This window comes from Bacillus sp. AFS055030, from assembly GCF_002574545.1.
GTDB lineage: Bacteria > Bacillota > Bacilli > Bacillales > Bacillaceae_G > Gottfriedia.
On record NZ_NUGT01000020.1, the window covers coordinates 22,376 to 42,672 of the forward strand.

The window sequence follows — 20,297 nt, forward strand, 5'->3', positions numbered from 1 at the left end:
GAGAAAATGACGACAAAAAAATTTGTTGAAGCAATTACAGATATGGATGTTGATTTTGCACAATGGTACACAGATATCGTAAAAAAAGCAGAATTAGTCGATTACTCAAGTGTTAAAGGTTGTATGATTTTAAGACCTTATGGTTATGCATTATGGGAAAATATCCAGAAAGAATTAGATTTTCAATTTAAGCAAACAGATCATGAAAATGTATATATGCCATTATTTATCCCTAAATCTTTATTACAAAAAGAAGCGGATCATGTTGAAGGATTTGCACCAGAAGTTGCTTGGGTAACACATGGTGGTCATGATGAATTAGCTGAACCATTAGCAGTTCGTCCTACATCCGAAACACTATTTTGTGAACATTTTTCAAAAACAGTTGAAAGCTATAATGACCTACCAAAATTATATAATCAATGGTGCTCAGTTGTTCGTTGGGAAAAAACAACTAGACCGTTTTTAAGAACGACTGAATTCTTATGGCAAGAAGGACACACAGCACATGCAACCGCTGAAGAAGCACAAAAAGAAACAATTCAAATGCTAAATGTTTATGCTAATTTCTTAGAAGATTTCTTAGCAATACCTGTTATTAAAGGTCAAAAAACAGAAAAAGAAAAATTCGCAGGTGCGAAAGCTACTTATACAATTGAAAGCTTAATGCACGATGGGAAAGCATTACAAAGTGGTACTTCTCATAACTTTGGAGATGGATTTGCGAAAGCATTTGATATTCAATACACAGATAGAAACTCGAAAAGACAATATGTACACCAAACTTCTTGGGGTATGACAACAAGGGTAATCGGTGCATTAATTATGGTTCACGGTGATAATAGCGGATTAGTCTTACCTCCAAAAGTTGCACCAACCCAAGTAATGGTTATTCCAATTGCTCAACATAAAGAAGGCGTGATTGAAAAGGCAACTGAATTAAAAACTCGTATTTCAAAAATTGCTCGAGTAAAAATTGATACGTCTGATAAAATGCCAGGCTGGAAGTTTAACGAATATGAAATGAAAGGAATTCCAGTTCGTGTGGAAATTGGGCCAAAAGATATCGAAAAGAATCAAGCGGTTTTAGTAAGACGTGACACAAGAGAAAAAACAATCGTTTCTTTAGATGCTTTAGAAGAAAATATTACAAAATTACTTGAAGAAATCCAACAATCACTTTACGAAAAAGCATTAAACAATCGAACAGAAAAAACATTTAAAGCGACATCGATGGACGAGTTAAAACAAATCAGTGAAGAAAAACAAGGTTTTATTAAGGCAATGTGGTGTCAAGATCTAGCTTGTGAAGAACAAATTAAAGAAGAAGCCGGTTTAACATCAAGATGCATTCCATTTGAACAAGAACAAATTGCTGATACATGTGTATGCTGTGGAAAGAAAACGGATGTAATGGTTTATTGGGGTAAAGCTTACTAATTTAAAATCAGTCTAAATAAAACGAAGAAGGTGAACGAATGATGGCAGGTTCAAATTTTTTAGCATCTTTATATGTTAGAAGAAAAATTACGTAAACCAGAAATTCGCACCTCACAAACTGAACAAAAAAAAATTACTAGCAGATGAATTTTTTGAATTAGGGAGTTCAGTCAAGGTTTTATATAAGGATGATCAATTAGAAAATGGCATCGGAATTGTGAAAGTGACATTAAGTGATTTTGAAATACATCCATTATCAGACGAAATTAAATTAGTGACCTATCGAATCGTTCATGAAGTAAAAAACAACAATCCTTGCGTAGTTCAATATGGCAGTTTAAAGATGGTCAATGGAAAATATATTTTCACCAGGGCACACCAACATCTTAGGTAATAAGCAAAATGATCAAAAGGGCACGAATCCCTCGATTTGTGTTCTTTTGTTTTATAAATCATGTAATTTTCAATATCAAATCATTCACAAACTTATGGTAAGATAATGTAAGAATAGTTACTAAGGAGAACAGAATGTATTTAACAATTAAAGAAACAGCGGAATACTTAGATCTTGAAGAATCCTATATTAACCAATTGATTCAAGAACGAAAAATAAGAGCGGTCCATGATGGGGAACAATATTTAATTTATAAAGAACAATTTAATAATCATTTAGAACAAATGGAAAAAGTAAAAAAAATGATTGCTGATTATTATAACGAACCAATTCCTGAAGACCCAGATGTAAAAGATGAAGATTAACATAAAATCAGATTGTAAGAGGTTGCTAAAGAAAGTTACTTCTTACAATCTGATTTTTTTAATTAGTTTACTAACACGAATAACTTAAGACAATAATGTGAGAAATTTATTCTGATACCATTACCGTTTATTCAAATTCTCCTGCGCCATTCTAACTAATTCTTTCACCATATTTCCACCAATACGGCCACCAACTTTACCATTTTCATGAGACGTTAAATTGCCATTATATCCTTTTTTCAAAGGAACGCCAACTTCCTCGGCAGCTTCGAACTTAGCATCTTCAGGATTAGATGTATGCATTACTTTCGCTTTTAAAGCATCAAGAGCTTTTCTAGATTCAGGAACTAAGATTTTATTTTTTCTACTCAATCGAACCCACTCCTTTTAGTTTTACGTTTCCCTTTTACTGATTTTTTTAATGATGGAAATAATTGCTATAAAATAGGGAATGTTACATAATGTAGACATGCGTTGATTAATCGATCTAAAAGGAGAATTGATGATGAAATCTTTTAATGTAACTTTTCACAAAGAAGATAATGTAGATAATATGTTAGTCCAAAAATTGAATGATGAGGAATACCATAAGTCTACTGAAGGTGGTACTAGACATTTATTTGAAATCGATACGAATATAGGCTTTTTTGTATTTTTAGATTCAGAGGATAATGACGGAAATGTATCTCATTTAGTTCTTCAGTATAATGAAGAAGATGAAGAACCAGTTGCTTGCTATTCATTTGCGATGAAGGATTTTTATGAATTCATGGCTTTATATTTAAATGATCTAGAATTCGTTGATGAAACTTCTGAAGAAGAGGAAGTTGAGCTGGATGCTTCTAGTTCAATTCATCATTTAGTTCATTTATTATTCCATGTAATTGAAGAAGGCGAAGATTTAGAAGTATAAATTACCAATTAAATGTATATTCTTCCAATAAATACCGAGTTTATATATTTATAATTGGATATTTATGCAAAAAAATGGGAATCTCACTAATTTCTTTCGTTCTTAATTTAAGACAAATCATTTCAAAAAAACTCTTGATATTTTTATCGAGAGTTTTTTTATTTTGAGATTCTACTCGATCAATCATAATTAACTTTTGATAGAGTAGAATTAATACAAGGATATTATCAGATGAGCTTGTTTTTAAAAAAAAGTAGAATAGGAGTCGATCATATTGAACTTGCCACAGTCAGTATTCATAAAAGAAATTGGACCTCGTATTATTTTTCAATATGGATCACGATTATCTATTGACCAAAAATTACAATGGATTAACTACTTAATAGAAAGTGGATTAACTCACATCGAAGTATCTACTTTAATGAATTATCCAAATAGACAACAGTTTAATGAAGCGACCGAGTTAGTATTGAAGCTAAAAAGAGATCATCACTTAACATATGGCGTATTAGTTGCGAATAAGAGAAGTTTAATGAGAGCATTTGTCGTTGATGCCGATGAAATTAACTTTTTTATCTCAACAAGTGAGTCATATAATGCGAAAGTTAAAAATTGCTCCATTACTCAATCATTGAAAGATATAAAGGAAATGATAAGCGTAACGAAGGATTATGAAAAGAGAACCCGTGCATATATTACAACAGTATTTGGTTGTCACGATGAAAATGTAAATCATCAAAAAGCAATCGACTTGGCATCGCAATTATTAGATGATGGAGTGGATGAGATCTCATTTGTTGATACATTAGGCAATGTAATGCCACTTCAAGTTAAGTTGTTTTTAGAAGATTTATTAATCAAAATACCTAAAGAGAATTGTTCGATGCAATTTTATAATACTTTTGGAAATGGCATTTCTAACATTTATACATCACTTTCATATGGGATTTGTCGGTTTGAATCAGCAAACGGAGGGTTCGGAGGTTGTTTCCCATCTAATGAAAAACATAGCATGATTGAAACGGAAGATTTAATATCATTTTTACATCGACTTGATATTCCAACTAATATTGATGAAGAAAAACTAGTAGAAGCTACAAACTATATTTCAAACGAATTAAATGAAGAACCTACTAGTAAGTTATTTACAATATTATCATCCAAAAAGCATCTATTATGATGCTTTTTTATTTTGATTTAATAATTAGGACAAGAATTGAATTTTTGTTGCATATAATTTACTAATTTGAATGAAAGGAGAATTGATTATGTCTAACATTGAAGCAATTATATTAGGCATCATTCAAGGGTTAACTGAATTTCTCCCAATCAGTAGTACCGGTCACTTATATATTGGTAGACATTTATTCGGGTTAGATGAGGCAGGTCTATTACTAGATACGTTAATGCATATCGGTACTTTATTAGCGGTGTTTGTTTTTTACAGTAAAGAATGGAAAAGTTTAATAAAAAAACCTTTTTCAAAATTAACTTTATTATTATTTGTAGGAACATTACCCGCTGTAGTTGTAGGTTTATTATTTAAAGATTTTTTTGATGAAATATCTGTTTCAGGTAAAACGATCGGGTGGGAGTTTATTTTTACTGGTATTATTTTATTTATTGCAGATAAAAGGAGAAAAGGCAAAAAGACGATGGAGGACTTGACATGGGTTGATGCATTATTTATCGGCTCATTTCAAGCACTTGCTATATTTCCAGCGGTCTCTCGTTCAGGATTAACGATCGCTGCAGCCTTATTTAAAGGAATGGAACGAAAAAGCGCTGCTTATTTTTCATTCTTATTATCTACTCCGGCAATTTTAGGTGGAATCGTATTCCAAGGAAAAGATCTTCTTGGTGGAAACGCGGAGCAAATTGCTTTTTTCCCGCTATTTCTTGGAACATTAGCCGCAAGTCTATTCGGTTATTTAGCCATTAGTTGGATGATCAATTTATTAAAAAAACAATCGCTGAATATTTTTGGTTATTATGTCATTTTTTTAGGGGTTAGTATTGTACTTCTTCAGTATTTGAAGATATTTTAATGTGAATCGAGAATATTAACACACAAAAAAGCACAGGTAGTAATAAACCTGCGCTTTTTGACTTTCTTTAAAGTTTTTTAACTTTTTCTTCATCACCAGTCATTGCATTAATATAGACATCATATGTATCGTGATTATATGTGCCTAAAAATTCATAAGTGAGAACTTCTTTATTAAAATCATTTAAGATGACAGCTAATCGTTCTTCTTCAACTTTAACATTTTTATTAAGCTTTCCTCTTGCTTGCTCAAGTGTCAGCTTAGGAGTAGGGACTTTACGTACATGGTTAGCTGTAATATAGTTTTTAGCATTAAATCCGATGATTTCCCCGTTATCTAATGCAACCTTTAATTGAATGGCTTCAGGATAGATACGCACGTTATCAATTGATTTAACCATTTGAAGTACGCCAATTGTATCGTATTGTGAACTATCATAGACTTCCATGTTCTTATAGTTTTTTGAATTTAAATATTTTAAACCTTTTTTCACTGCATCGTCTAAACTGATTTGCTGTTTTGCGATTGGTCTATTTGTCATAAAGAAGATAGGTAAGCCTGCAGTCTCAGTGATTTCCATATACGTATCAGCTGTTGGGTTTTTATGAGCCATTGAAACTGAGTAAAAAGGTTCAAATCGATCATTACCGCTTTTACTTCTAGTAACTTGAATTTTCGTAACGTTTTTAAGCGGTACAATGTCTTGAGCAATTTTTTTAGCTTCATTTTGATTAATTTTTTTACCAGTTAGTTTCTTTAAGCCTTTAGATTCTTCTTGACCATTCGTAAACGTAGGACCAAAATCATTGTCTGTCGTTGCTTTTACTTGCTCAATATGTTTAAAACCATTCACGATACTATTGTCTCGAGGTGCTTTTCGTTCTTCGGCCATTTGACCAACATCCATCCAAGTTAAATTTTTATTCATGATGTTTGTTTGCACATTCCGTAGGCCATTTTGAATTTTTTCTGCTGTTGAATACATATTTCGTAATGAACTAAATTCCTTTGAAGTTAAAGGCTGTTTATCTAAATCTCGAACTGCTGTTTTGTAGCTAAAGTTTCCTACTCCAGTTAAAAAGGCCTGTGTTTTATCAAAAGGCACAAATTTTAGTGGAAGTTGTGCAATGTCAGATTTAGCTTGAATCGAAAGTCGCCATACATCTGCTAAAGCAGGGGAGAGAGACGTTCTAGAATTCATTGCTAAAGTCGTACCAATTTTATCGTGTAACAAATCAATATCATATGTTAATTCATTAAAAGCTCTCTGATAACTATTTTCCGCTTTTAAGTTCATTTCTTTCAGCTCACGTTGTTGCGAATATCCCCAATAACCAGTTCCGATTAGAGCGGCTGCTAAAGCACCTGCAACAATCCAACTACCTTTCATAATTACACCTCACTACAATTATTTGCAAAAAATATGTTCACCAATTGTAAGAATAATAGGGCGGCCACGAATCCATTTATTTGTTGCTGTTTTAGGATTGTAATAATAAATACATCCTGTAGTTGGATCCCAGCCATTTATCGCATCAATTACTGCTTTTTTAGCCTGTTCATTAGGTGTTAAATTAATTTGACCGTCAGCCACAGCCGTAAAAGCACCTGGTTGATAAATAACACCAGCTATCGAATTCGGAAAAGATGCATTTGTTAAACGGTTTAAAATAACTGCAGCAACTGCAACTTGCCCAATATATGGTTCACCACGTGATTCTCCATAGACAGCATTAGCCATTAATTTAATATCGTTATCTGTATAACCGTTAGGTGCGTTTACAATCGGTTTATTATTTGGTTTTGCATTCGAATTATTAGGTTTATTTGTATCCGGTTTAGCCGGCTTGTTGTTGGAACCGTTATTATTTGAATTATTATTTGCTGTATTATTAGATGATTTACCTTTATAATTCTTAGTTGCTTTTGTTAACATTTCTTTTAATTTTGTTCCTGCGATCCCATCAACCTTCATACCAAATTCCTTTTGAAAATTACGAAGAGCCCAGTATGTATTCCAACCAAAAACCCCATCAGCTTTATCATCGAGAAATCCTATAAAGATAAGGCGTTCTTGAAGCTCTCTAACATCTTCGCCTGTGGACCCTCGACTAAGTACTTGACTACTAAAAGCATTAACTTCTTTTTTAGGTAAGTAACTATTTAAAGTAATCAGTGAAATACATAGTATGCATAAGATAATAAATGCAGTTTTAATGTGGAAATTTTTTTGCAAAATAAATCCTCCTTAATCAAATACATATAGGATTACTATTTGTAAAAAATTTCTTTTTATTAGTAAAAAGCGTAAAAATTGATATTAATTGCAAAAACAAGAAACGGATAGTTCGAGTTGAGCGGTCGAATAGTAAGGATAGAAGCAAAAAGGAGGTATTATGAAAAAAACATACAGAGCCATTTTCATTTTCTCATTCTTATTTTGTATTTTTAGCAATTTAAACCAAGCGACTGCAGAACCAGTTTATGAGCCTCCATATGCTAAATGGGGGAAAATCGCAGTTGAAAAAACAATCCAAAGATACCCGCAGTCGGATGTAATCGATTATTTACACATAGGAAGAGAACAAAAATCACCAACCGTCTCAATCGAAAAATTCAAGTTATGGTTAAGAAGGAAAGATGGAAGTAGGGAATTTGGGGTATTTGTAAATGTAGAATTTGAAACAAGAACAGAGAGATACTTAGGAATTAGCTACACAGAGACGGATCGTTAATAGACAAACGATAAAAAACATCGCTTAAATGGTGATGTTTTTTTATCGGATAACATTGTGAGAAGGATCACATGGGTTATTAAAGGAGTGTATTAGTTGAATAAAAGATGTATGAATTTATAGAAAAATTAAGAGGTTAAACCAATTGAATGAAATTGATATGCAATAAATAAAACAGGATCAGTGAGTGCATATAAACAAAAATGATTGAATCCTTATTAGAACTATAAACACAATTTTTAATAAAGAATAATTATAATATATAAATTTAATGCTTAAATTACTAAATAAAACAATTTATAGTAAAGAAATTTTAGTTTTATTAAATATGATTTTAAAGCGAATTAATTTTTTGATTAAATTGATGTTTTTTTTTATTTCATCTCAAAATATCAAGAATACTTATTAATTGAGATGAGATTCGTTGATTTTACTTCAACTTCCTATAATATATATTATGTAAACTAGAAAAAATCAATAATAGTAGGATGGCAATTTTTTACCCCCCCTCTATATACCGTTCCTTTACCAAATTCCTCGGATATGTATTTGATATTGCTATCGTTTTCCTTAAAGAAAAACTGATTGTATTTTTCAAGCAAACTACTTGGCGTTAGCTGTTCATCAATCGATGCAATTTATTGATTCGAAGTTAAAATGTTGTTCCTCGATAAACGAATGCTAAATCCGATCCAGGATATTTTCCAGTATAGATTAATTGTGATCGATCTAAAACGCGTACCCCAGCATCTGTAATTGCAATAGCACCAATTTCTCCTATATTACATTCTAGTGCTTTAATACGATTTATTTCATTTCTAATTTCTTGAATCATCAACTTGGCAAATCGTTTTCGATACTTGTGGCTTTGGTTTACGATAATATTTGCCAAATAGATGTATACAGTTTCCCCTTTTTTATATGGGATAATATAGTCACATAATTTGTTTTCATCTAACTCATGAACTAACAGCGCTTCGAATGTTGATTTTTCTAACGGAAAAAAAGCAATAAATCCTTGAATTTCTTCATTACTTTCAAGCACGCGGTATATCTCCTGATTTCGTTCCCATGCGGCAGTCGCAAACTCGTTAGTTACTAACCAATCAGTTGTATACTCACTAGCATCAAGTTCGATCAGTCTGTCGAAATCATGTTTAGTTGCAAATCGTATTTGCTCCATCTACTTCATCCTTTGTTTATAGAAAAAATTTTGGTCTATTCTTATTATACGATAAACCCCATTCACAAATCTTTCCCAAATCAAAAACAGCCTAGCTTAAATTAGGCTGTTTTTATAGTTTGTCCTAGAAAGATGCTTAAAAGTTAATATATTTTGCAGGATTAACGGCGTTTGATTTTGACTCATTCCATTGTCCTTTATGCAATTCAAAGTGAAGATGCTTACCAAAAGAATGTCCCGTATTTCCCATCGTTCCAATTTTTTGTCCTTTTGAAACAGTTTGTCCCGCTGAAACTTGATAATTTTGCATATGAGCATAAACAGATGTAAATACTTTTCCACTAATATTATGTGTAATAAAAACAACATTACCATAACTAGATGAATGGTAAGCTCGAATGACAACCCCATTTGCTACTGAGACAATCGGTGTACTTCCACTTTTAGCAATATCTATTCCAAAATGCGTTTCATGATCAAATGATCGATAACCAAATCCTGAAGATACATACCCTTGTGCTGGTCGAGTAAAATTACCACTTGAAATTGAAGCGAGTTTTATTGCTTTTTCTTGTTCTTTTAATAGATCTTCCTGTTCTTCTAAACTCAAAATATCCTGTTCCTTTTCATCTAAATCATCTTTCAGCTTACTTAAAATAGCATTCATTTGAGTTTCTTGACTAATAAGTGAGCGTTCTACGTTTTGAAGTTCTTTTTTATCTTTTTCCAATTTAGTTTGAGTTAACAGAAGTTCATTCTTTTTTACTTCAACTTTTTCAATATCGTTTTGTTGTTCTTTAACGATGTCTTGATCAGCATTCATAAATTTACTAATAGCGTTTAATCGTTGAATTAGATCACCAATACCTTTTGCATCAAAAATAACGTCTAAATATGAGTTATTTCCACCCGATTTTTGTATTGTAACCAAGCGATTATTGATGATTACTTGACGTTGATTTAAACGTTTTTGATATTCTTCTATTTCAGCTTGTAATTCTTCTATTTCTTTTTGACCATTTATTAATTCTGCAACTTTTTGGCTTTTCTTGATTTTTGTATTCTCGATTGATGTGTTAATTATATCTAAAGAATTTAATAATAATTCTTTCTGATCATTTAATTGATCCATCTCATTTTTTGCTTTTTGTGCTTCTTCTCGAACTTTTACTCGTTTATCTTGAATACTCTTAATCTTAGAATTTGCTGTATTCTCTGCATGTACACCATTTGGAAGTATTGTAATTGATAAACCTGCAGCAACTAATATTAATTTATTTATAATTTGTTTCATTATTATCTCCTTAAGCTTGACATATACCTATCTATGTTAACTTAGCAATGTAACAGTTATATGCAAATTAGACTACACTCTTTTTACAAGTTTTTTACAGGCTCTTTGCAACACAATAAAAAATCTACACCATATTTTAAAAGAAAGTACAAAAAAGGATAGAAATAGCAGATATCTTATCTGTTTTTCTATCCTTCATTTTTTGTCATTTATTGTTTTAATTATTGAAAGTTCCAATAACCATCAAACATTTCAAAAAAGAGATTTTGATTTGTATCAGTAAGGTTCACTAAAAAAGGTGTCTCCCCTTTTTCTTTTAAAACCTTAGCAGCTGGACCATCTCCAATTGGTGTACAAAATAATAAATTAGTTCCATTCAAATTTAATAGTCTACAACGAGCATTGATTTCATGATCTGTGTATTCATCACCTTTTTGAAGGCCAAATAATTCCTCCCAAATTTCTACTGTCTTATCCAAATTATTGACGACAAAACCAATACTATCCAGTTTTGGTAGACCTAATAAGCGAGAACCGATAATTCCTTGGTCTTTTAACTCCGAATACCTTTCTTCATCTGATTTTTCCCATTCTATAAAAAATGGTAACTTTACATTTTTCTCAGGGTATTCAGGGAATAATAATGACCATCTGATTATCTGTCCATCAGCACGAACTCTCTCGCCGTTCAGCGGTCCAAATACTGTGAGTCCTTCTTTTTTAAGTTTAGTTGCTAGTTCTTCAATATGATTTGTTCGGATTGCTACTGTCGCTGGACCTTCCCGACTTTCATTTGCAAGCTGTTCTACGATTTGCGTAACTAATCGATTTTCCTCATGATTTTTTGCTATTGATAAATTTTCAATTCCTAAAAATTCAATATAACTTAAACCAAAATAAGTTAGCGTATTATATGTACCCCAAGATTCATGACGTCCACCCTTCACAACATGAATCCCTCTTTGTTTTAAAGGTAAAATTGTTTTCTCTGGTTTCTTAAAAAACCAAACAAGGTGATCGAAGAATAAATCCATTATCGTACTCCTTTCCCTTTATTTTCTAGTTTCATTAGTAGATTTCTGCCTGCATGATCCTCGTTTTCGTCAAATTTTTAATATGTTAATAATACTTCCGCTTATCTATTAATGTTATTAGATAAATAAATAAGAGTAAACATTTAAGTAAGTACTCCTATTCATCGTTGACTCAATCATTCTCATCTGTCTTCATTTTTAAAATTTTAGGGAAATTTATATACAAAAATGACCAACATAAAAAACTCCTCAACAAGGCAAGGAGTTTTTTCTTCATTTATTTCGTTCTAGGAAATCTTTAACCCCTTCGAAATGATTTTTCATTTTTCCATCGATTTTCTCAAGGAGATAATGTCGGTCTTTTGGAAGTGGACTATCGATTGTATGCTGTGGATCAATCGTGGCCAAAAAATGTCCGGAACTGATCTTGATTGATGATAAGTTATGAATGTGTTGCCCATATTCATAATGCACCCAATCGATTGCATGGTAGAAGGCATTCCCAATGATCATGCCTGCTTGGTATAAGAAAAGTTTACTTGTTGGAACTAGTAGTCCTACTAAGCCTACACCTAGCCCTATAAGTATCACATTCTTTCCTATTTCTTTAACCGATTTATCGAACAGCAATCTTGAATTAGTAAACGATTGTACAGTTTTCATTTCGCTTTGAAAGTGTTTGTGATGATTCTCAATCACCAATTTTTGATCATATGGATAATACGTTGCAAATCGCTTCATCATCTGACATCCTCTCTTCCATATAACACTCTTCTTTCATCACATGTCCGTCTATTAAACGATATGAGACAACTGATAAAAGATGTACATTTTAGTATAAAAAGAACAATAAAAATTCTTCGCATACTAGATACTAACCTTTTAACCAGTTTGATGTAGTCTTCTTGTTCCATTGAAAATCTAATTTTGAAGAAATTTTCACCGTAACTGATAAAAGGAGCTGAGTAGTTTCAGCTCCGAAATATGTAACAATGAGTAAAGCATAAATTTTAAAAAATTATTGAATCCGAAATTCATTTAATAAAATTTCTTCTGTTTGTGGAACGGTTATGCCTAAGTGCCAGCATCCTAATCCAGCTATATTATATTCTTTTACTAAATGAAATTTTGCAAGTAAACTTCGAGGGTCTTCAAACCATACTTCATGCTGTATTCCTTTTTTATCTAGATAACGAAACGCTGGTGCTGATGCCTCTTGATCATAGTAGACTTGACTTTCATATTTCTTATAAGTATTTATTGCGTTTTGTGTAGAATAGGCTTTCCCTGTTTGGATTGCACCATTTATTGGCCAATCATATGCATATTGAGGTATTCCAAGTAATATTTTTGACCTTGGAACAACACTTACTGCATATTCTAAAGATTTTCTCACATTTCGGATTGGGGCTATAGGTCCAGATGTACTCCCTGCCCAATGCCAGTTATACGCCATGATAAACATCTTATCGACATATTTTCCAATTGTTTTATAATCATAAGCATTATAGTAACTTGGAATATTATCCCCATCTTTTGGAGGCATAGCGATTATTAGTTCCATTTTAGAACGATGCAACTTTACAGATAATTCTTTAATAAATTGATTAAGATCTACTCTATCCCCAGGTTTAACCATTTCTAAATCCAAATTGATTCCTTTAAGGTGATTTTGATCTAATAATGAATAAATATTTGAGATTAGTTTTTTACGTAAGGTTTTATGATGAATCAAATTATGAATAAGATTTGGATCAAAACCTTTATCGCTAATATTAGTAAAGGTGGCATAAGGTGTTATCCCTTTATTCCAAGCATGTTTAATCGCACCATTATCTTTTACTTTTATCAAATGCCCTTGTTTAGTTGGATGATATTCAAAAATAAAAATACTTGTTAACGTTTTTTTATAATGATCTAGCATCCAATTATTCGTTTTTTTATTTTGAGGAATAAAATAAGTGCCCGTCCAAATTTTCTTTGATGAAATTGTCGGAATGAACAATTTTTGCCCAGGAATGATATTGTCATTTGATAGCTTATTTTTGGATTTCAATAACTTAACACTAATTGAATGTCTGTAAGCAATATCCCATAAAGCTTCATTATTTCTCACATAATATGTTGACCCTGGAATGATCATTGCTTGACCGATTACTAATTTGTCATTTTTTTCAAGTCCATTTAATTGAGCAAAGGTTTTAACATTTAATTTGTACTGATTGGAAATTTTATTTAAACTATCTCCGGGTTTAACCTCGTATATGACAATTGCAAAAGATGTACTGGCTGGAAGTAAGAATAAAAATAAACACGTAAATACTATCATAAATAATCTCTTATGCATGTTTACCCACCTTGTTATTAGACTATTGGATACGTAGTAACTACTGTTTTTATCATTTGCTTAATATGAAAATTTTACTTAAATGTATAAAAAATAGTAAAAGAATCTAAAAAGACGTCATTTCTACGTTAATAACTCCCATATAAACTTTTTCTCCTTTAGGTACACTTTTACTTTACAAGTTTCTAAATAAATCCATGGACAAATTCTAATACTTATCCTAAGAGGTGATCTGAATGAGTAAATGGAATGAACAAGCTGCTGCTAATAATAATTTGCCATCTAGCACAATCCGTACATCTGAAGAACTGTTAGGTAAAAAGAGAGAGCATGAATTTTCAGAAGATCTTTCTGATGGCGGAGAAAGAAACCAAATGATTGAAATGCTAAACAAAAATCCTAAGTAAAAATAAGTAAGTAAAAAGAGCTAATCGAATACTTTAACGATTAGCTCTTTAAATTGTTTAAAATTTGATTTTTAAAATCAGATTTAATGCTTAAAACCGTTGCACGAATATGAAAAAAATAAAGGTTACCGCTGAATCTACTAGTTAAATGAATTAATTCGATTATTAGCAATCTGTAAATGAATTTAAAGTACTTTTTTATTAAGTTAATAATCTAGTTCCTACTTTTCTCTCATTAAAAGATACAATAAATAATGAATTGTCTTTACAATTTAGTTTCTTATGATATACTCTTTTTTGTTTAACTAGATTAGTTTTCAAAGGAGTAACTTCATGAGTATTCAAAACGTTTATCTTTCTATAAAGCAAGGAGAAACAGCCACAAACCAAAATAGAATTCCGATTTCCTATAATAAAACATTACTAGGCCGTACGTGGGGTAATGAATGCCCAGATATTCCTTTTACAAGTCAGTATATTTCAAGAAAACATGCATTAATTAGTTTCGATAAAGAGAAAAATTACACAATCGTTGATCTCATGAGTAAACATGGAACACAAGTAAACCATATTTCGATAGAGAAAAATAAACCTTATTTCCTTCGTGATGGTGATTGTATAAGTCTTGCAAGTGGTGCCGCTATTCTTATTTTTCATAATCTATCAGAGCAAAACCTTGGAGACACACTTGATATGCCATTAGTTTTCGATAAACAAATAAACGAATTTAATGGTTTAACGGTGAACGTAGTTAAGCGAGAAATTCTAATTGATGGCGTAAGAATCCATCTAACAAGTAAAGATACAGAGTTATTTTTGTTGTTATATCAAAGAGCCAATAGCGCAGTAAGCTATAACGAAATTAAAATAGGTGTTTGGCCTGAACGGATGACGAAAGATATTGAGCAGCCTGATGTGGGACGAGAAGAAATTAATACTCTTATCTATCGATTACGTAAGAAATTAGGAAAATACGGTCATAAAATTGTTTCCGTTCCACGGTATGGATATCTGTTTGATTTAGAGGATTTGTAATGGAAAAAGAGTGTAGAATAGTTTAAAAACATTCCACACTCTTCTTTAGCAAATAATTGTATTTCTTTTTTGGATAATAACAAACCAAATATACTTATTTTTCGATAAATGTCAGCTTATAATAAATTAGCTCTTACTTTTTTCTCTAAAATTGTTAATTCAATATAAATTGCAATAAAAGAACACAGTGATCCTACAAAAAGAAATATTGCGCATACATATACAGGTAAAATTAATAGAATATACCATACTATTGTTCCAATAATCATTAATAAATAAAACATTAAATTCACCCTTTTTACAGTAATCAAATGAAATCAAAATCGTCTAAAACGAAATTATGTACTTATGTAAAGGTATTACTTCCCGCTTTTTTACTCAATATCATATTGATAACAAAACACTAACATTTTAAATTATTATCTCTTTCTCTAATGATTCGTTTCGTTATCTATGCAAAACAACACTTTTTTAGTAAAATAAAAAACCTGCTCCGCTTCAGGAACAGGTTTTTAGTTGTTAGCTTTTTTCCGAATAGATATTAGTTAAAAAATCAGATTTAATAGAAAAGACGCAACAAACAGCTTTGATTCCTTTCTAACGTTTTAAATTCTAAACTAATTACTCCCTAAATAATTAGTTTTTTTAAACGCTTGAAACACAAGAACCACCAAAAATAAAAATGGTATATAAAAATAAAGAAAACTAGAAGTGACGTATGTCATAAAAATCGCGATACTCTCCGCACCCGTTTTACTGCTAACACTAATTACCATTAAATGAACAATTAGAATTGAAAACCATAAAGACTTCTTAGTTTTAAATTTAAACGATTCTTTTAAAATTCGGAAAGCTCCCCACAATGCCATACAGCAAGGAGGAAGAATAACTAATAACCATAAAAATATAAATACATATTCAAATCTTTCGATAAATGGATAGCGAATAATTTTTGAAATCATAAGTGTTGGCCAAGTTATATGTTTAAGCTGTCCGGCACTAAAATAAGCAAATGAAATGAATGTGATAAATAAGTATAAAATGATTGTACACGCTTGTGAAAGATGTGCCCATTTTTGGGATTTTACATTATTTTTAATAAACGGAAAGTAAATAAGCAAAAATTCAGGTCCAGAGTACATCAGAATACAATTCTTTGCGGAAGCATAATAATCGCTTATACTATGATTAAATAGTGGTAATAAATTCGTCCAATATGTATATTTCAATGGGAAATAAAATGTAAGCAATAAAAGAGATGGAATTAGTACTCCCCAAAAACAGATGCCTGTAATGACTCTAAATCCTCCAATAACCAAATAGGTGATGACAAGAAGCATAATAAATGATAAGAGCCATATTGGAAAATATGGAAAAACCCAAGTAATAAGAACTGCTATATAGGAGCGAATGATTGTAGCTCCGACTAAAAGCATGTAAATATAAAAAAATATATTTAATACATTACCAATCCATTTCCCAAATAATTGTTGATGTAAAGACATAATATCTCCGTTATTAGATTTATTTAATAAGTAATACATTAACCAAATAATGATATGTATAGAGATACCAACTACTAAAACCGATAACCATGCATCTTGTTCGGCTCCTTTTATTATTTTACTTTGAAAACTCAACAAGCCTACACCTGTTTGGGTACTATTAAAAATAAATAATAAGAAAAAGGGAGATACTGTCAGACTTTCTTTTAATTGTTTACTCATAGACGATCTCCTTTACTTTTTATTGGCCAATTCCAGATTGGAATAATACTACTTTGACATTCACATCATATTCAATTGCTGGATACACCTTTTCATAAAACTCCTTTTCGTTCCATTTTCTTGAATGGACTCTTGCTAAATCACCTATACCTATAGGATCGACTTGACGTTCTTGGAAATGTAATAATAGTTTTTCAAAATCTTCTTCCATTTGTTTTTCCAATTGATTGTTTAAAAGTATATTATTTTTTCGTTTCATTAAATCTAACCAATCTGGATAATCCTTTACCATCCCTTTTAAAGTAATATCAAATTTCACTTTTGTTTTTCCTTTTTTTGTATTTATATATTTTTTTTCGTTCCCATTTAAAATCGATAATATTCCGGTATCAATTTTTTTCCCCTTCTGTATATTAAATTCGGTTTGTCCTCTAATTACTCTACCTCTTAATATTTTATAGAGTAAGCTTTCTTTTGGATCTAAAATAAAGTCAAGTTTGTCCTTCTTAAAAACAGCTAGACCATTTACTTCAATATTTCCCTTTTCATTTGTCTTAATAAAAGGTAAAGAAGCATCTCTACCCTCTCCGTAGTAATCAAATAAAAAACTATGTATAGTTGGAACCGGTACAAATTGAGTTTTAAAATTTTGTTCAATTAATTTATAGATATAGTTACTGTCTTTGTGGAGGTTTTTCTTTAATAATTCTTCTACTGGTTCTTCTGAAACAGCTAATATTGCATTGCTTCCAATCAATGGATCCCTACAAACCGCTTTTATAAAATACGAAACCCCATTTTCAGCTAATTCTTTTCCAAAAATAAAAAGGTTCACCTTACCCATTTCAAGCGGTTTTGGGGATTGTTTATTTAATGCTTGTTTAATTAATAGAGATTTCTTACCACTCCCCTGTAGCATAGAACTCCCTTTATTGTCTACTTCTGTAAAATCAGAGTAAAGTGCCGTTCCAACAAAATGATCTTCAACTTTGTCAAAACCGTATACTGATATAATTTGCACTTCATTAATAATTTTTTGTGGAAGAGAGCAACCAGATAGCAATAACAAAAGTAGAAAAAATCCACTAAAAATATAAATATGTTTTCGGTTTTTCCTATTCTTCATGACGATCATCCTTATTTTTTTTAGGATTATATCTTTTTAGTGAAAGAGGTCTTAAAAAGCTACTGCGAGTCGTTGTAAATTGATAGGGTGACCGAATAAAAGTATCGCTAAAGCTTTTTATTCTAAATGGATACAAAGGTACCATATATGGATTTCCTAACGATTTAAGTTTTAATAAATGCCCTAAAATAAGTACAAATCCTATTATGATGCCAAAACCACCCATAAATGCTGCAAGTAAAATGAGTGGAAACCGCAAAAGTCGAATGGCATTTGACATTTTAAATATAGGTGTAGTGAAAGAAGCAAGTGCAGATAGTGATACGATAATCAGTAAGATATTACTTGTTAATGCTGCTTGGACTGATGCCTGTCCGATTACAATACCACCTACAATACCAAGTGTTTGTCCAATTTTTGTCGGTAATCGAGCTCCAGCTTCTCTTAATAATTCAATTGTAGTCTCTAAAAAAATAGCTTCCCACATTGGGGGAAATGGAACATGTGCCCTAGAACTAATTAATGGCTGCAATAAATCGTCAGGTAAAACTTCGTAATGAAATGTTAAAATTGCTACATAGATTGGTGTCGCAAACAAAGAGAAAATAACACTCATTATACGAATAATGCGAAAAAACGATCCTAATACCCAATTTAGAAAATAATCCTCTGGAGAAATGAAAAAATCCAATATAGTGGTCGGTCCTGTAATAATGTATGGGGAACCATTCGATAAGATCGCAACTTGCCCGTTAATCATTGCATAGACAACCCGATCAGTCCGTTCAGTAGATAAAAAAATAGGAAAAGGCGAATTTGAGTTATCTGAAATAAGTTGATCAATGATTGAATTATCAAAAATAACATCGAAGTCGACGTTTTCCAAACGTTGACGAGCAGTTTCGATATATTCTGGATTCGTAATGCCATCTATATAGGCTATAACGACTTCTGTTTTAGACATTGAACCTACTTTGATTTCCTCAAAAACTAACTCAGGTATAGGTAATTTTTTTCGAATTAGATGAAGATTAGTACTCAGGTCTTCAACAAATCCTACTTTTGGACCAATCACACTAAATTCATTTTCTGTATCATTATTTTCGCGGTAACCAAGATTTGAATTTTCTACGTTTATCGCCAAAAAGCGCTTGAAATAGCTGAATTCAAGAATAACATATCCTTTTATTAATTTTTTTTCGAGATCTACTGGATCAGTTGTTACTTCAACATCCTCAAAAGGAATCAACTTTTTCACATCATTAATCGTACTAATTTTTTTATAATGCTCTTGTAATGCTGGGAGTAAAAGATTATTTATTTTATCTGAATCGACCATGCTTTTATAGTAACTAATGGTTAGATCCTGTTCTTCAGATAATGAAAATTGATGAAAATCACTCGATTTAGCAGCTTGTTGAAATATGGATGTTATTGACTTTGTTTCTTTTTTTGTCTCCCCGCTATTCCGTTCATTAGATTGTAAACGCATTTAGACCACCCAATAGATTGAATTATTTTGACTTTACGTTTGAGATCGTTATATAACTGAGGTTAATTATGTTTTTAAAGATATAAATAGAGTCTACCTAGAATTTCCATTTTATTCCCTACTTTATTTTTTCGTTCTTTCCAATTTATATTCAATAAAATGTATGCGATTTAGGTCATTTCTCCGATACTTTAAACGATTGAATTTGGATTGATCAGATCTAAAAGTCAAATTTTAGGATTTTTAGAAAATATCAGATGGCAAATACAAAAAAATACAAGTCTAGCTCATAAAACTGACTTGTACTAAAAAAAATTATCGTTTTAAAATAATTTCTTCTAAATCTGTTGTTACTTTAAATCCATCCTTCGTTTTAACATCTGTAGAAATTAATTTCTTTTAACGCTACTGCTCCTGCTTGCTCGAGTGAAGACCCTTTTCTTGTGATGATAACCGGGGTATTAATGGCATTTTGAATTTGCATTAAACCAGATCCTTGAATTCTTGGAGAATAAGGTATTGTATTTTTCGTGTTAGGGTCCATAAATGGTTTTGATAGATATGTTAACTTAGAAATGTAACAATTCTATGCAAATTAGACTACGCTCTTTTTACAAGTTTTTTACAAGCTCTTTGCAACACGATAAAAAATAATACAAAAAATTAAATAATACTGACTGAAAAAAGATAAAAGAATGTTTATAGAAATAGTATTTTGTTAGGAATTACTTTAATATAAAAAACCTTGCTTTAATAA

The 20,297-nt window shown here is 31.1% G+C and carries 20 protein-coding genes and 1 pseudogene; 9 read left to right on the forward strand and 12 right to left on the reverse strand.

What is annotated here, in order from left to right; translation table 11 throughout:
- The first annotated feature begins 6 nt into the window (after positions 1 to 6).
- The 3 genes and pseudogenes from proS (at position 7) to CN925_RS08950 (ending at position 2,199) form a co-directional block, all read left to right on the forward strand.
- A complete protein-coding gene (gene proS, locus CN925_RS08940) occupies positions 7 to 1,440 on the forward strand; it encodes a proline--tRNA ligase (protein WP_098845907.1) in 1,434 nt (477 codons plus the stop codon).
- 72 nt (positions 1,441 to 1,512) lie between these two features.
- A pseudogene (locus tag CN925_RS21545) lies at positions 1,513 to 1,830 on the forward strand (nuclear transport factor 2 family protein).
- Positions 1,831 to 1,968: 138 nt separating this feature from the next.
- Entirely contained in the window at positions 1,969 to 2,199 is a 231-nt protein-coding gene (locus CN925_RS08950; protein ID WP_098845908.1) for an excisionase family DNA-binding protein, read from the forward strand.
- Positions 2,200 to 2,319: 120 nt separating this feature from the next.
- Here CN925_RS08950 and CN925_RS08955 read toward each other — a convergent pair whose 3' ends face one another.
- Positions 2,320 to 2,571, reverse strand: coding sequence for an alpha/beta-type small acid-soluble spore protein (locus CN925_RS08955; protein ID WP_098845909.1), 252 nt, complete (start codon positions 2,569 to 2,571; stop codon positions 2,320 to 2,322).
- A gap of 133 nt (positions 2,572 to 2,704) precedes the next feature.
- Between CN925_RS08955 and CN925_RS08960 the strand changes: the two genes are divergently transcribed.
- From CN925_RS08960 to CN925_RS08970, 3 genes are all read left to right on the forward strand, one after another.
- Positions 2,705 to 3,112, forward strand: coding sequence for a cytosolic protein (locus CN925_RS08960; protein ID WP_098845910.1), 408 nt, complete (start codon positions 2,705 to 2,707; stop codon positions 3,110 to 3,112).
- Positions 3,113 to 3,386: 274 nt separating this feature from the next.
- Positions 3,387 to 4,292 carry a beta/alpha barrel domain-containing protein gene (locus tag CN925_RS08965; RefSeq protein ID WP_180232907.1) on the forward strand — a complete coding sequence of 302 codons (906 nt, stop codon included), beginning with the start codon at positions 3,387 to 3,389 and terminating at the stop codon, positions 4,290 to 4,292.
- An 88-nt stretch (positions 4,293 to 4,380) separates the two neighbouring features.
- A complete protein-coding gene (locus CN925_RS08970) occupies positions 4,381 to 5,160 on the forward strand; it encodes an undecaprenyl-diphosphate phosphatase (RefSeq protein WP_098845912.1) in 780 nt (259 codons plus the stop codon).
- Between the two features lie 67 nt (positions 5,161 to 5,227).
- Here CN925_RS08970 and ypeB read toward each other — a convergent pair whose 3' ends face one another.
- Together ypeB and sleB are read right to left on the reverse strand one after the other, a co-directional pair.
- Entirely contained in the window at positions 5,228 to 6,553 is a 1,326-nt protein-coding gene (ypeB, locus tag CN925_RS08975) for a germination protein YpeB (RefSeq protein WP_483295183.1), read from the reverse strand.
- Between the two features lie 15 nt (positions 6,554 to 6,568).
- The gene (sleB, locus tag CN925_RS08980; RefSeq protein WP_483295184.1) at positions 6,569 to 7,363 is read right to left on the reverse strand and encodes a spore cortex-lytic enzyme; all 795 of its coding nucleotides are present in this window, start codon (positions 7,361 to 7,363) and stop codon (positions 6,569 to 6,571) included.
- Positions 7,364 to 7,556: 193 nt separating this feature from the next.
- Here sleB and CN925_RS08985 point away from each other — a divergent pair, with 193 nt between their 5' ends.
- Positions 7,557 to 7,895 carry a DUF3889 domain-containing protein gene (locus tag CN925_RS08985; RefSeq protein WP_098845915.1) on the forward strand — a complete coding sequence of 113 codons (339 nt, stop codon included), beginning with the start codon at positions 7,557 to 7,559 and terminating at the stop codon, positions 7,893 to 7,895.
- 652 nt (positions 7,896 to 8,547) lie between these two features.
- Here CN925_RS08985 and CN925_RS08990 read toward each other — a convergent pair.
- From CN925_RS08990 to CN925_RS09010, 5 genes are all read right to left on the reverse strand, one after another.
- Positions 8,548 to 9,078, reverse strand: a complete 531-nt coding sequence (locus CN925_RS08990; RefSeq protein WP_098845916.1) for a hypothetical protein — start codon at positions 9,076 to 9,078, stop codon at positions 8,548 to 8,550.
- 136 nt (positions 9,079 to 9,214) lie between these two features.
- Positions 9,215 to 10,372 (reverse strand): murein hydrolase activator EnvC family protein, encoded by a 1,158-nt coding sequence (locus tag CN925_RS08995; protein ID WP_098845917.1) that lies wholly within the window; start codon positions 10,370 to 10,372, stop codon positions 9,215 to 9,217.
- Positions 10,373 to 10,593: 221 nt separating this feature from the next.
- Positions 10,594 to 11,406, reverse strand: coding sequence for a VOC family protein (locus tag CN925_RS09000; protein WP_098845918.1), 813 nt, complete (start codon positions 11,404 to 11,406; stop codon positions 10,594 to 10,596).
- Between the two features lie 273 nt (positions 11,407 to 11,679).
- Entirely contained in the window at positions 11,680 to 12,150 is a 471-nt protein-coding gene (locus tag CN925_RS09005) for a hypothetical protein (RefSeq protein WP_098845919.1), read from the reverse strand.
- 274 nt (positions 12,151 to 12,424) lie between these two features.
- A complete protein-coding gene (locus CN925_RS09010) occupies positions 12,425 to 13,753 on the reverse strand; it encodes a glycosyl hydrolase family 18 protein (protein WP_098845920.1) in 1,329 nt (442 codons plus the stop codon).
- Positions 13,754 to 13,989: 236 nt separating this feature from the next.
- Between CN925_RS09010 and CN925_RS21260 the strand changes: the two genes are divergently transcribed.
- Together CN925_RS21260 and CN925_RS09015 are read left to right on the forward strand one after the other, a co-directional pair.
- On the forward strand, positions 13,990 to 14,160 hold the full coding sequence (locus CN925_RS21260) for a hypothetical protein (protein WP_180232908.1): 171 nt from the start codon (positions 13,990 to 13,992) through the stop codon (positions 14,158 to 14,160).
- A gap of 333 nt (positions 14,161 to 14,493) precedes the next feature.
- Positions 14,494 to 15,195 (forward strand): FHA domain-containing protein, encoded by a 702-nt coding sequence (locus CN925_RS09015; RefSeq protein WP_098845921.1) that lies wholly within the window; start codon positions 14,494 to 14,496, stop codon positions 15,193 to 15,195.
- A gap of 116 nt (positions 15,196 to 15,311) precedes the next feature.
- Here the strand turns inward: CN925_RS09015 and CN925_RS21265 are convergent, their stop codons facing one another.
- The 4 genes from CN925_RS21265 to CN925_RS09030 all read right to left on the reverse strand — a co-directional run bounded on the left by CN925_RS21265 (position 15,312) and on the right by CN925_RS09030 (position 19,540).
- Positions 15,312 to 15,479, reverse strand: a complete 168-nt coding sequence (locus CN925_RS21265) for a hypothetical protein (protein WP_180232909.1) — start codon at positions 15,477 to 15,479, stop codon at positions 15,312 to 15,314.
- A 333-nt stretch (positions 15,480 to 15,812) separates the two neighbouring features.
- Positions 15,813 to 16,922, reverse strand: a complete 1,110-nt coding sequence (locus CN925_RS09020) for a GerAB/ArcD/ProY family transporter (protein ID WP_098845922.1) — start codon at positions 16,920 to 16,922, stop codon at positions 15,813 to 15,815.
- 19 nt (positions 16,923 to 16,941) lie between these two features.
- On the reverse strand, positions 16,942 to 18,048 hold the full coding sequence (locus CN925_RS09025) for a Ger(x)C family spore germination protein (protein ID WP_180232910.1): 1,107 nt from the start codon (positions 18,046 to 18,048) through the stop codon (positions 16,942 to 16,944).
- Complete coding sequence (locus CN925_RS09030) at positions 18,038 to 19,540, reverse strand: spore germination protein (RefSeq protein WP_098845924.1); 1,503 nt, start codon at positions 19,538 to 19,540, stop codon at positions 18,038 to 18,040. Before CN925_RS09030 ends, CN925_RS09025 begins: the two co-directional genes overlap by 11 nt.
- Positions 19,541 to 20,297 lie beyond the last annotated feature (757 nt).

Excerpts from the sequence above, each read along its gene's own strand:
- CN925_RS08990 (WP_098845916.1), bottom strand. The coding sequence starts at position 9,078 with ATGGAGCAAATACGATTTGCAACTAAACATGATTTCGACAGACTGATC.
- CN925_RS08995 (WP_098845917.1), bottom strand. The coding sequence starts at position 10,372 with ATGAAACAAATTATAAATAAATTAATATTAGTTGCTGCAGGTTTATCA.
- CN925_RS09020 (WP_098845922.1), bottom strand. The coding sequence starts at position 16,922 with ATGAGTAAACAATTAAAAGAAAGTCTGACAGTATCTCCCTTTTTCTTA.
- proS (WP_098845907.1), top strand. The coding sequence starts at position 7 with ATGACGACAAAAAAATTTGTTGAAGCAATTACAGATATGGATGTTGAT.
- CN925_RS08960 (WP_098845910.1), top strand. The coding sequence starts at position 2,705 with ATGAAATCTTTTAATGTAACTTTTCACAAAGAAGATAATGTAGATAAT.
- CN925_RS09010 (WP_098845920.1), bottom strand. The coding sequence starts at position 13,753 with ATGCATAAGAGATTATTTATGATAGTATTTACGTGTTTATTTTTATTC.
- CN925_RS21265 (WP_180232909.1), bottom strand. The coding sequence starts at position 15,479 with ATGTTTTATTTATTAATGATTATTGGAACAATAGTATGGTATATTCTA.
- CN925_RS09000 (WP_098845918.1), bottom strand. The coding sequence starts at position 11,406 with ATGGATTTATTCTTCGATCACCTTGTTTGGTTTTTTAAGAAACCAGAG.
- CN925_RS21260 (WP_180232908.1), top strand. The coding sequence starts at position 13,990 with ATGAGTAAATGGAATGAACAAGCTGCTGCTAATAATAATTTGCCATCT.
- CN925_RS09025 (WP_180232910.1), bottom strand. The coding sequence starts at position 18,048 with ATGAAGAATAGGAAAAACCGAAAACATATTTATATTTTTAGTGGATTT.
- CN925_RS08970 (WP_098845912.1), top strand. The coding sequence starts at position 4,381 with ATGTCTAACATTGAAGCAATTATATTAGGCATCATTCAAGGGTTAACT.
- CN925_RS09030 (WP_098845924.1), bottom strand. The coding sequence starts at position 19,540 with ATGCGTTTACAATCTAATGAACGGAATAGCGGGGAGACAAAAAAAGAA.
- CN925_RS09015 (WP_098845921.1), top strand. The coding sequence starts at position 14,494 with ATGAGTATTCAAAACGTTTATCTTTCTATAAAGCAAGGAGAAACAGCC.
- CN925_RS08985 (WP_098845915.1), top strand. The coding sequence starts at position 7,557 with ATGAAAAAAACATACAGAGCCATTTTCATTTTCTCATTCTTATTTTGT.
- CN925_RS09005 (WP_098845919.1), bottom strand. The coding sequence starts at position 12,150 with ATGATGAAGCGATTTGCAACGTATTATCCATATGATCAAAAATTGGTG.
- CN925_RS08950 (WP_098845908.1), top strand. The coding sequence starts at position 1,969 with ATGTATTTAACAATTAAAGAAACAGCGGAATACTTAGATCTTGAAGAA.